Raw genomic sequence first — 11,956 nt, forward strand, 5'->3', positions numbered from 1 at the left:
TAATATAACCCATTTTCTTTCCCAAAGGATTTATTTTATGAAAAACTTTTTTTATTTGGATTGGATAGGACGCTTGACGGGGAATGGGAATGGCCTTACAAGGCCATTCCCATTCCCCGTCAAACTAGTTCATCCGACAGGACTTCTTCAAATCCAAAGTACCTTACCGCATTATTATAGGAGATATCTTCAATCATCCTGCCAAGTCTTTTCATATCTGCCGGATATTCTCCATTCTCTACCCAGCCGCCGATGAGTTCACAGAGGATTCTCCTGAAATATTCGTGCCGTGTGTAAGACAGAAAGCTCCGTGAATCTGTGAGCATCCCGATAAAGTTGCCCAACAACCCCAGATTGGCCAGTGAGATCATTTGCTCCGTCATTCCTGCTTTATGATCATTGAACCACCATGCAGCACCCTGCTGGATCTTACCAATTGCAGTGGAATCCTGGAAGCATCCAAGGATAGTTCCGATGAGAGCGTTGTCATTGGGATTCAGGCTGTAAATGATTGTCTTGGGAAGCTTGTCTTTAGCATTCAGTGCATTCAGGAAATCTGCCAATTCCGAAGAGGGTGCATAATTATTGATACAGTCATATCCTGTATCCGGTCCAAGCTGCTTGTAGCGCAAGGTATTATTATCTCTCTTTGTGCCGTAATGAAGCTGCATCGCCCATCCCATGCGGTGGTACTCTCTGCCTGCGAAGAGCATGAAGGCTGTCTTGAATTTCAATTCTTCTTCCTTATCCAACGCTGCTTTGCCCATGCGTTTTGCAAAGATTGCTTCCACCTCTTCCCCTGCAGCCGGACGGTACATCACATGTTCCAAGGCATGGTCACATGCCCTGCAGCCCATAGAGTCAAAGAATGCCATACGCTTCTTCAGTGCTACCTTAAGATCTGCAAAGGTACGGATGCTCTGTCCGCTTGCTTCTTCCAATTTTCTAAGATAATCCAGATATTCCGGCTTCTCTATGTTCATCGCCTTGTCCGGCCTCCATGCCGGCAGGACATGCACATGAAAGCTGTCATCCTCCGCGATTACTTTGTGCCATTCCAGTGAGTCTGCGGGGTCATCCGTAGTGCAGATCAGCTTCACATTGGACTGCCTGATCAGGCTGCGGACACTCATCCCCTCTTCCTGCAGCTTTGTATTGCAAAGGTTCCATACTTCGTCTGCGGTATCGCTGTTTAGGACACCTGTATATCCGAAATATTTTCGCAGTTCAAGGTGACTCCAATGGTACAGGGGATTCCCGATTGCTTGTTCAAGAGTCCCTGCCCACTTTCGAAACTTCTCCCAGTCCGTGGCATCGCCTGTGATGTATCTTTCCTCCACACCGTTGGAACGCATCTGACGCCATTTGTAGTGATCCCCTCCCAGCCATACTTGTGTGATATTATTAAACTTCCTGTCTTTTGCAATCTCCTCAGGATTGATATGGCAGTGATAGTCAAGAACCGGCATCTTTGCTGCATGCTTATGATAGAGCGTCCTTGCCGTCTCTGTGCTTAACAGGAAATCCTTGTCCATAAATTGTCTCATCTTTTTATCCTCCATATTTCTATTCCCATCCCAACCTCGTTAAATGTAACCGCTTACATTTTTCATTCTAATAACACATTGTAAAAATGTCAATACTCTTTTTCAGCTTTGTCATTTTTACATATTTGTAAGCACTTACAACATGCTTTCCATTTTCCTTCATCAGAAACAAGTTGTACATCTTTTTACCAGCGTGCAGGGAATCTCCACATCTGCCTGTGCTTCCTCTTTTTTCCCCCGGAGCACTTTCATCATATTCACAATTGTCCGGCTGCTCATTTTCTCCGGGAAATTGTCAATACTGGATAACTCCGGCCCACAGCACAAGGCCAGCTCCGAATTATTATACCCCACGATGTTTATTTCCTTCGGTATGTCCAGCTTTCTCGCATTGGCATATTTGACTGCCCCGACAGCCAGTCCGTCATCCGTAGCCAGTACAGCATCAAAGTCCAGATCTCTTCGCGCCAGAAGAATATCCCGTACCGTATCGACTTGATTCTTCATATACAACTTCCGCTGACCCAGCACTGGAATACCATGATCCCTGAGCGCCTGTTCATATCCTTCCAGCTTCTGATTCGCACTATATGAATGAGAATCACTGAGAAAAAGAATCTTCTCATATCCCGCCTCCACCATTTCAGACGCAGCCGTATAGGTGGCTTCGCGGTCTGCACAGTATATGCTATAGATATTCTCCCCTGCAATCCGCCCATTAATTAGGAATACGGGAACTTCTTCCGCTGCCTTTTTGATATACTCCACATGTTCTTCCGTATTCCCATCTCCTATATAAGTAGATCCAACCAGAATCAACGCATCAATCCTCTTCTGTCTGATGGTCTCAACCGACTTTTTCTTCTTCTCATTAGAATAGCCGCTGCAGTATAGTATACAGTCATACCCATAATTCTTAAGGTCCCTCTCCAGATAAGAAACAACACTTGCTACGAATACATCTGCCACATCCGGACACACAATCCCAATTGTCTGCATAGAATCAAGCCCCAGACCTCTGGCAAATATGTTCGGCGTGTAATCGTTGTCTTCCATTACTTTCAGCACTTTTTGTTTTGTCCTCTCGCTGACCCTTGAACTGCCGTTCACCACTCTGGAAACTGTAGCAATAGATACCCCTGACAGCTTTGCAATATCATATATATTCATATTCTCTCCTTAGCCGTTTATAATTGTAAACTACAGAAACAATACTGCGATTCCTTTGTCTGAACAACACCGAAAACGCTTACATTATTCTATTCATTATACTGTATGGAATATATACTTTCAAGACTTTTCCCTTTGTCTGTATTGCCTATTTTTCATATGCTTTTTTGTGAAATATGCATATTTTTCTAATTTCTAAGGCATTCTTATTGACTTTTAAGAGAATGGTGTGTATTCTTTGTGTAAGCGCTTACATCCCATTCAATTTCATTATGAAAGGAAGTTTTTTATGAATCACTATATCAGAATCCACCCAAAAGATAATGTGGCTGTTGCACTGACACCGTTGGCCGCCGGGAAAGACCTCTCCTTTTTTGGGCAGTATGTGTCTTTGAAGGAAGATATCCCGCAGGGCCATAAATTCTCACTGGCAGTGATTGACGCCGGAGATAAGATCATCAAATATGGCTGCCCTATCGGTATTGCATCGGAAAGGATTGAGCAAGGCTGCTGGGTACACACCCACAATATGAAGACCGGGCTGAGCGGGCATCTCACCTACTCTTATGAGCCTCAGGAATGCAACATCGCCCCTACTAAAGAACGTTTTTTCCAGGGATACCGCCGTCCAAATGGTAAAGCCGGTGTCCGCAATGAGATCTGGATCATCCCTACGGTAGGCTGTGTTAATAATGTAGCTGCCGCTATCGAGAAAGCCGCCCAGAAGTTTAAGTCAGGTTCAGTGGAGGACATTGCAGCGTTTCCCCATCCATACGGCTGCTCACAGATGGGTGATGATCAGGAACATACCCGCACCATCCTTGCTGACCTGATTAACCACCCCAACGCTGGAGGTGTACTTGTCCTCGGTCTTGGCTGTGAGAACAGCAATATTGATGTTTTAAAAAAGTATATCGGCCATTATGATAAGAACCGTGTAAAGTTTCTTGTAGCACAGGAATCTGAGGATGAACTTTCTGATGCCCTGAAGCTGATTGAAGAGCTTGCCCTTCAGGTTCGGACATATAAACGTGAACCTATCTCCTGCAGCGAACTGATCATCGGCATGAAATGCGGCGGTTCTGACGGGCTTTCCGGGATCACTGCCAACCCTGTCGTTGGGGCATTTTCTGACCTGCTCATCTCCAAGGGCGGTACCACAATCCTCACAGAAGTGCCAGAGATGTTTGGTGCCGAGACATTACTGATGAACCGCTGCAAGAATGAGCAGATTTACGAACAGACTGTCCGTCTGATTAATGATTTTAAAGACTATTATACAAGCCATAACCAGACCATTTACGAGAACCCCTCTCCGGGGAATAAGAGCGGTGGAATCTCCTCCTTGGAAGATAAGTCCATGGGATGTACGCAGAAGTCAGGAAGTGCCCCGGTATGCGGCGTCCTGCAGTACGGTGAGCCGGTCACCTCAAGGGGTCTGAACCTGCTGAGTGCACCGGGGAATGACCTTGTAGCCTCCACTGCACTGGCTGCTTCAGGAGCACAGATCGTTCTTTTCACAACCGGCCGCGGGACGCCCTTCGCCTCCCCTGTACCGACAGTAAAAATTTCTAGCAATTCTCAACTTTACCACAAGAAGAAGAATTGGATTGATTTCAACTGCGGCACATTAGTGGAAGGAGTGTCTATGGAAGAGATGTCAGCTCAGTTCTTTGAATATATTATCGAGGTCGCGTCAGGAAGACAGGTAAAAGCTGAGGCAGCCGGGTTCCACGATATGGCTATTTTCAAACAGGGAGTTACTCTATAGCAGCTTGTAACTCTTCAAAACCCATGTAAAGCTGCATAAGCTTTTTGATTATGTATAATAAACAGTAGAAAGGAAACAAACATGAAAAAATTATGCTATGAAACACTGAATAAAATGAACTATGACGGCTATTTTCTGGAGGATGCTCCGGAACGGGTTCTCCAATTTGGAGAGGGCAACTTCCTTCGTGCATTTGTGGACTACTTTATCGACGTAATGAATGAAAAAGCAGGTTTCCATTCAAAGGTTGTTCTCTGCCAGCCGATTGCCCAGGGACTTGCTGACATGATTAACGAACAGGAAGGGCTTTACACACTGTACCTCCGGGGATTCGAAAATGGTGCAAAAGTAAATGCAAAAAGAATCATCTCCTGCGTTAGCCGCTGTCTGAATCCTTATCAGGATTTTGATGCCCTGATGGAATGTGCCCAAAATGTGAATCTGCGCTTTATCGCATGTAATACAACAGAAGCTGGGATCACCTTTGACCCCTCCTGTCATTTTGAGGACAGACCTGCTGCCAGCTATCCCGGTAAGCTGACACAGTTTATGTACAGACGCTTTCAACTTTTTGGAAAAGAAACCGGAAAAGGATTTATCATACTCTCCTGTGAACTAATCGACAACAATGGAAAAGAACTGGAAAAATGCGTGCTCCAATATGCAAAGCAATGGAACCTCGGCGCTGATTTTGAAAACTGGCTTAAAGAAGAGAACCTCTTCTGCTCAACGCTTGTAGACCGAATCGTAACTGGCTATCCGAGAAATGAGGCAGAAACTCTCTGCATAGAAAACAGATATCATGACAGCCTCATTGACACCGGAGAAATATTCGGCTTTTGGGTAATTGAAGGACCAGAGTCTCTTAAGAAAGAACTTCCTTTTGAGGAAGCCGGTCTGCCCGTGCTCATTACTGACGACCACAAGCCTTACAAGCAGCGCAAGGTCCGCATCCTAAACGGCGCACACACCTCTTTTGTGTTAGGTGCATATCTTGCGGGGAAGGATATCGTAAGAGACTGCATGGAGGACAACGTCATCCAGGGATTCATGAACAAGACTATTTATGATGAAATCATCCCAACGCTGACCTTGCCAAAAGATGAGCTGGAAGGATTCGCTGCCTCCGTGACAGAGCGTTTCAAGAATCCATTCATTGATCACGCCCTGCTGTCCATTTCCCTAAACTCAACCTCCAAATGGAAAGCCCGTGTCCTGCCATCCCTGAAAGGCTATATTGAAAGCACCAAGTCACTCCCTCCTTGTATTACTGCCTCCTTTGCCTTCTATCTTGCCTTCTACCGCGGCACACGCATGGAAGAAAATACAATGATCGGCATACGCAAAGACAGCAAAGAATACAAAATTCAGGATGATAAAGACATACTGGACTTCTTCTTCGCCCACAAAGACGATCCCGCTGAAGATTACGCCAACGCCGTATTAAGCAACATCAGTTTTTGGGGCGAAGACCTGACAGCCCTCTCTGGATTCCAAGACGCTGTCATTTCCTGCCTGAAAGATATAGAAGAAAACGGCGCCTATGCCACAATGCAGCAGTATCTCTTTCCAATTTAATATAATCTTTCACTTTCTATTAGACAAAAAAGTCCGATTGCTGTACAATCGGACTTTTTTGAAGACTTTTTTATATTATCTATCCATTTCGAGCGTTTTGCCGCCTTGCTTGTGGTCTGCGATTATTCTCTCAATTTCTTCTAAATCGGAAGATGGCAGGTCTCCGGGAATTGTGTTTTTCACTGCGCCTGTTGCATTGCCATATTCAACGGCCCTGCAGCAGTCTTTATATTTCAATATTCCATACAATGCCCCTGCAATATAGGCATCCCCGCTTCCAATCCGGTCTATGACCTCGATATTGCGGTAGGGCTCTTCCTCATAGAATGTATCCTTTTTGGCATCATATATGATAGAACCAAAGGTGTGGCGTTTCGGGCTATGGACGATTCTCTGGGTGGATGCCACTACAGAAATGGGATAATCATCCGTAAAGCTCTTCATAATCTCCCTAGGTTCTCCGCTCTTTAAGAATGTTAGTTTTGCAGTATCTATAGAACAGAAGAAAATATCTACATAAGGAAGGATTTTCTCAATGCATTCCTTCGCTTCCGATCCTGACCAAAGATTTCCACGGAAGTTTACGTCAAATGAAATCAAGGTTCCTGCTGCCTTGAATTTCTTAATCATCTCAATGGCAGTCTCTCTGCACTGCATACTTAAAGCCAGCGTAATCCCGGTTACGTGGAAGCATCTTGCCGATGAATATAATTTTTCCGGGAAATCATCAATCGAAAGTTTATTGATCGAACTGTAATTCCTGTCATACACAATACCCGGTTTCCTTGGATAAGCGCCGTTTTCGTAATAATAGACTCCCAGTCTTGCATCTTTATCTTCATCATAGACGAGGTAATCATCACTGACCCCGCAGAAACGTATCCTATTCTTTGCAAAAGTACCTAGCGAATTAGCCGGCAGCCTTGATATTATCCCCGTTCTAAGCCCAAGGAGGGATACACCGGAGGCCACATTCAGCTCAGCTCCCCCAATGCGCTTGTCAAAGCTGTCTCCTCTTACGATTCTTTCATTGTCCGGAGGAGACAGCCTGAGCAGAAGTTCTCCAAGAGTTAAGAGTTCAAATTCTCGGTTTTCCATAAAATTGCTCCTTTCTTAACCAGCCTTTTTGGGAAAAGGCAATACAATCACTTGCAGTACCTTTGGCAAAAAAGAGTTAAAAGATATATTATCTCTGGACACGGCCTGACGCGTCTCCACCCGTCAATTTTGTAACCTCGTCCATTGATGTATTGCCAATCTTGCAAGATAAACAGTCTGTTGATATGTATCTCTTATCCGTATTGTTAGTTCCATAATGTAGAACGTTGTGCCATATTGTGAAACTTTCTTTTTTTATTATTATCTACAATTTTCCAGATGTCAAGACTAATTTACTATTTTTGCGTTCCCTATGGGAAAAAAGGAGGTCCCCGGATATACATCCACGTCTTAAATGATTTTTGACGCAGCACAAAACAATGGCAGCAAATTTAATAGTTGCATCTACGATAAGAACACGCTAAAATGAGAAACATAAGTGTAGCCCTGATGCTATGTATCAGGCAATTGAAGCAAGATAGGGGACATGAACCGACATGGCTAATGAAAAAGTTACCATAAAAGAAATTGCGCAGAATACAGGTGTTTCTCTGGGTACTGTCCATCGGGTTATCCATGGAAAGGAAGGCGTCGGTGCCAAGACCAGAGAGCGAATTCTCGCTGAAATCGAACGCACACATTATCAGATTGACTCAGCGGCTGCTTCTCTGAAGCGGAAAACGCTGGTCATCGCAGTGGTCCTTCCAAAAAGTGAAGGCGATGAACGTTTTTATTTCCGGGGGCTGTGGAAGGGCATCCGCCTTGCGGCAGAAAAGCTCATGGCCTATAAGATAGAATTCCGGTATATAGAATCCAATTACGGCCTGAAACATATTTCTCTGGAACTCCAGAACCTCTTTGACACGATTCTGGACGATATTAACGGGATAATCACGGTTTCCGACGATGAGGAAACCGGGAAATGGATTCAGCGTTTTCACCGTCAGGGCGTTATGGTTATTACAGTTTCCAGTTACAGCAATCCTCCTGACTGCCTCTGCAGTATACGGGTAGATCACGGGATTGCAGGGCAGCTGGCCGCAGAATACCTTGACCTGACCCTTCAGCATCAGGATGGAAAACTGCTCATCCTTACCGGCAACCAAGGAATTTTCAGCAACAAAAATTATTCTGAAGGCTTCATCCGTTATGAGACAGATAGGGGGAACCGTGAAAGGTTAATCCTTGCAGATGGCTTTGGCATGGGAGAAATAAGGGCCGTCTGCGAACAAGTACTACAAGAAGAACCCATTATCGGCATCTTTTCCTGCACCGCACGGAACACATATTCTATTTGTAAGATTCTCGAGGAGATGGGAAGGCAGGATATCTGTCTGGTAGGTACGGATGTGTTCGAGGAATTAGGTCCTTACTTTCAGAATGGAACGATTAATGCCTCTATTTACCAATATAATGTAGAACAGGGCGAAGCTGCCGTAGAGATTTTATACCGCTACCTGACAAATGCGGAATTGGAGCAGAAAAATGTCTGTCTTCCTGTAGGCATTGTCTTGAAAAGCAACCACATCTTTTATATATCTTAAAAACAGTTCCGGATATCCGGAGCTGTTTTTTTCAGCATTCTGCATAAAAACCCCCATCAAATTTTAGTATAAATATGCAGTTGACAATTCTGCCCCATGCGATATATAATTGTTTTAGTAAAACGTTATAGTAAAACGTATTTTATTTCAAACGCCCCACAGCAATTGCCTGTGGGAGTATAAAAGAAAGAAGGACTATTTATGAAAGAATATTCATGGATTGACCGACAGGGTTTTGGGGTATTTTTAGAAAGCGGCGGATGGCGGATGGCCTATCACAGTTATGAAGAAAGTCAGAATGGTCTCTCATCCGTTAAGCAATGGGGAATTCATGTGGATTCCGACGAGGCTTTTGCATTACTTGAGGGGAAAGCATATTTGGCTCTCCGTTCCCCCAATGGCGGCTGCAGCATTGCCAGCCTTGTACAGGGGGATATTTATCTGGTAGAAAAGGGCGAACCACATATTCTGATTCTGACCGAAGGAACACGGATTCTGATTACGGAGAACCGGGATATGAGCCATACGGTCAACGAACCCGCCACTGCCAGGGAGATACAGATGATTCAGCAAAATTATAATAAGAAAAAGGAGAATTGACATGACTTCAAGAGAACGTTTATTATGTGTATTACAAGGAGAAATCCCGGATCAGGTGCCCGTAAGCCCCTTTGTACAGGAAGAATATCTGTCTTGGTATTTTGATAAGAAGGATACCAGCCGTCTGTATGATGCTGTCCAGCTGGCAAAAGAGCTGGATTTTGACCTCATCACACGGCAGTACATCAATCCAATTCCTTATTTTCTTAAAAATAGCACGGAGAACTGGAAAGTACATATCTCCGAAGGAAAAGAAGGAAATAACTATGTTCGCCGAACCAAAGTAGAGACTCCAAAGCGCACCATGGAGCAGGTTGCAGCGGCTAGCTACAATGAAAAGATCCTTTCCGGCATCCATTTCAGTACAGTAGAATATCTCATCAAAGATGAAGACGATTTCTATGCCTTTAAAGAATATTGCCCCAGACACTCTGCCGCGGAGGAAGATTTCATCCTGAAGCAGGGGAAAATCTCCAGGGCGGAGGTAGGAGATCTTGGAATCACCTGCCCATGGAGCATCGGCGGTGTCTATAATCTGGTTTCGACATACATGGATGTGCAGGATATGCTCTGTGATGCACTGGGTGAGGAGGAATACTATGAGGAATATATGAATTTCTTCACAGATCTGGTGGAAGAAGAAAACAAGATTTATGCGAGAAGCGACTTCGATGCAGTAGGAGTCCAGGGGAACATTGCCAATGGTGCTATTATGAATGACGAATACTTTGACGAATTCGTCCTCCCTTATGAACGCCGTGCCTTAGAACCTCTCATCCGCTGTGGGAAACCGACTATTTACCACAACTGTGGGAACGCAAAGGTACTTTATCCAGAATACAAGAAGCTGGGAATCACTGTCTGGGAAACTGTATCAGCAAATCCTCAGGGAGACAATGTCCTGTCTGAGGCAAAAGAATATTTCCAGGACTCTTTGATTCTTTCCGGAAATTTTGACCAGATACATTTCTTAAAAGAAGCCTCACCAGAAGAAATTGAAAAGGAAGCTTATGCGCAAATGATGATTGGCAAGCAGAACGGTCATTATATCTTTGCCTGCTCCGATTACCTAGAGATTGGCACGCCGCTTGAAAATGTAAAGGCTATGCTTAGAGGAGCAAGGAAAGCCGCTAAATACGAATAGGAGGATAGTTTATAAAATGGAAAATAACGGGAAAATAAATCGGGCAAAGGTATGGCAGGTGGCCTTTTTCTCTTTCAATAATTCTGCTACTAATACAAATCTTGCTATGATGGCATTCTTCATGGTGTTTACCCAGAATATTCTTGGGATGGCTTCAGTACTTGTTGGCGGAATCGCTACTGGAATGCGGATTTTTGATGCAGTCACCGACCCAATTGTAGGGTTCCTGATTGACCATACTGACGGCAAATTCGGTAAATACCGGCCTTATATGGTAATTGGCTCTATCATTATGAACGTGTCCATGATTGCCATCTTCTTCTGCCCTCAAAACATGTCCACTATAGCAAAACTGATTTATATTATCGGATTTTATGCCTTTTATATCATCGGCTACACTTGTCAGACTTGCGTGACCAAAGGCGGCCAGACAGCCCTTACAAACGACCCTGGCCAGCGGCCGCTTTTTACCGTTTTTGACAGTATCGCCTCCTCTGTAGTAAATGCAGGCCTGAGCCTTTTGCTTACTACCATTCTGGCACCCCGTTATGAGAATGGACTTCTCAACCCTCTTGTCTGGAGAAAGATTGTCTTCATTGCTGTTGCAATCCAGATTATCTTTACCCTGCTGGCGATTACAGGTATATGGGAAAAAGACCGTACCGAATTCTTTGGATTTGGCAAAAAGAATACCAATAAATTTTCTTTAAAGGAATTTGGCAGGCTACTCATCGCTAACAAAGGACTACGGTTTTTGATGATCTCAGCTAATACAGAAAAAATTGGATGGATGATTTATAATTCTACTGTCGTTTATTTCTATGCCAATATTTTAGTTAACAGCTCCATGCAGGGAACACTGGCAACTGCAGCTATCCTGCCTACGATTTTAGCTAATCTGGCAGGGCCTATGATTGCACGGAAGAAAGGCATGAAAAAGATCTATGTCATTGCCAATGTCTGTTCCCTCTGCTCCATCATCGGAATTATCCTTCTCCGTCCGGATAGCAGCTATGGAATTCCACTGTTAATTTTAATTATGCTGGAACGTGCTTTCTCTACTGTGTCCGTGTATCTGTCCAACCCGATGATTGCGGACTGTACAGATTATGAGCTTTACCGCTCAGGGCGGTACATCCCCGGTATGGTAGGTTCCTTATTCTCCTTTGCCGATAAGTTCGTGTCTTCTTTAAGCACATTCATTCTAGGGATTGCCCTGGCCATTGCCGGATATGGAAATAAGGTTATCACCCCCGACGTCCCTGCAGAACCTACTTTGCATCTTACCCTTATGCTCTGTATGTTTGGTATTCCGGCCCTCTGTCATGTGGTTTCTTTGGTTTCCATGAAATTCTACCCATTGGACGGAACCATGATGCTGAAAATACAGACTGAGAATGCAGCCAAGAAACAGGAGCTGCAGCAATCGCATAAATAATAATTTTAATGGCATATATACCACTAGAAGGCCGGGAGCCGGCGGCAGTATCTGTCGCCGGCTCCC

Annotated in this window: 9 protein-coding genes; 6 read left to right on the forward strand and 3 right to left on the reverse strand. The window is 44.4% G+C overall.

From position 1 onward, the window contains the following. Positions 1–119: 119 nt before the first annotated feature. Positions 120–1,547 (reverse strand): glucuronate isomerase, encoded by a 1,428-nt coding sequence (uxaC, locus tag DWX43_RS05170; protein WP_118619239.1) that lies wholly within the window; start codon positions 1,545–1,547, stop codon positions 120–122. Between the two features lie 162 nt (positions 1,548–1,709). Continuing rightward, positions 1,710–2,717 carry a LacI family DNA-binding transcriptional regulator gene (locus tag DWX43_RS05175; protein WP_118619241.1) on the reverse strand — a complete coding sequence of 336 codons (1,008 nt, stop codon included), beginning with the start codon at positions 2,715–2,717 and terminating at the stop codon, positions 1,710–1,712. Between the two features lie 289 nt (positions 2,718–3,006). Between DWX43_RS05175 and DWX43_RS05180 the strand changes: the two genes are divergently transcribed. Further along, on the forward strand, positions 3,007–4,488 hold the full coding sequence (locus DWX43_RS05180; RefSeq protein ID WP_118619243.1) for an altronate dehydratase family protein: 1,482 nt from the start codon (positions 3,007–3,009) through the stop codon (positions 4,486–4,488). 81 nt (positions 4,489–4,569) lie between these two features. Next, positions 4,570–6,066, forward strand: a complete 1,497-nt coding sequence (locus DWX43_RS05185; protein WP_118619245.1) for a tagaturonate reductase — start codon at positions 4,570–4,572, stop codon at positions 6,064–6,066. A 75-nt stretch (positions 6,067–6,141) separates the two neighbouring features. Here the strand turns inward: DWX43_RS05185 and DWX43_RS05190 are convergent, their stop codons facing one another. Then, on the reverse strand, positions 6,142–7,164 hold the full coding sequence (locus tag DWX43_RS05190; RefSeq protein ID WP_118619246.1) for a sugar kinase: 1,023 nt from the start codon (positions 7,162–7,164) through the stop codon (positions 6,142–6,144). Between the two features lie 497 nt (positions 7,165–7,661). Between DWX43_RS05190 and DWX43_RS05195 the strand changes: the two genes are divergently transcribed. The 4 genes from DWX43_RS05195 to DWX43_RS05210 all read left to right on the forward strand — a co-directional run bounded on the left by DWX43_RS05195 (position 7,662) and on the right by DWX43_RS05210 (position 11,890). Continuing rightward, a complete protein-coding gene (locus tag DWX43_RS05195) occupies positions 7,662–8,708 on the forward strand; it encodes a LacI family DNA-binding transcriptional regulator (RefSeq protein ID WP_118619247.1) in 1,047 nt (348 codons plus the stop codon). Positions 8,709–8,909: 201 nt separating this feature from the next. Next, positions 8,910–9,308, forward strand: a complete 399-nt coding sequence (locus DWX43_RS05200; RefSeq protein WP_118619248.1) for a hypothetical protein — start codon at positions 8,910–8,912, stop codon at positions 9,306–9,308. Position 9,309: 1 nt separating this feature from the next. Next, entirely contained in the window at positions 9,310–10,452 is a 1,143-nt protein-coding gene (locus DWX43_RS05205; RefSeq protein ID WP_118619249.1) for a uroporphyrinogen decarboxylase family protein, read from the forward strand. Positions 10,453–10,468: 16 nt separating this feature from the next. Further along, positions 10,469–11,890, forward strand: a complete 1,422-nt coding sequence (locus tag DWX43_RS05210; protein WP_118619250.1) for an MFS transporter — start codon at positions 10,469–10,471, stop codon at positions 11,888–11,890. Positions 11,891–11,956 lie beyond the last annotated feature (66 nt).

This window comes from Clostridium sp. AF19-22AC, assembly GCF_003479085.1.
GTDB classification, from domain to species: Bacteria; Bacillota; Clostridia; order Lachnospirales; family Lachnospiraceae; genus Faecalicatena_A; species Faecalicatena_A orotica.

Bases quoted from the DNA above. Each gene is read 5' to 3' on its own strand.
- uxaC (WP_118619239.1), bottom strand. From the start codon at position 1,547: ATGAGACAATTTATGGACAAGGATTTCCTGTTAAGCACAGAGACGGCA.
- DWX43_RS05175 (WP_118619241.1), bottom strand. From the start codon at position 2,717: ATGAATATATATGATATTGCAAAGCTGTCAGGGGTATCTATTGCTACA.
- DWX43_RS05180 (WP_118619243.1), top strand. From the start codon at position 3,007: ATGAATCACTATATCAGAATCCACCCAAAAGATAATGTGGCTGTTGCA.
- DWX43_RS05185 (WP_118619245.1), top strand. From the start codon at position 4,570: ATGAAAAAATTATGCTATGAAACACTGAATAAAATGAACTATGACGGC.
- DWX43_RS05190 (WP_118619246.1), bottom strand. From the start codon at position 7,164: ATGGAAAACCGAGAATTTGAACTCTTAACTCTTGGAGAACTTCTGCTC.
- DWX43_RS05195 (WP_118619247.1), top strand. From the start codon at position 7,662: ATGGCTAATGAAAAAGTTACCATAAAAGAAATTGCGCAGAATACAGGT.
- DWX43_RS05200 (WP_118619248.1), top strand. From the start codon at position 8,910: ATGAAAGAATATTCATGGATTGACCGACAGGGTTTTGGGGTATTTTTA.
- DWX43_RS05205 (WP_118619249.1), top strand. From the start codon at position 9,310: ATGACTTCAAGAGAACGTTTATTATGTGTATTACAAGGAGAAATCCCG.
- DWX43_RS05210 (WP_118619250.1), top strand. From the start codon at position 10,469: ATGGAAAATAACGGGAAAATAAATCGGGCAAAGGTATGGCAGGTGGCC.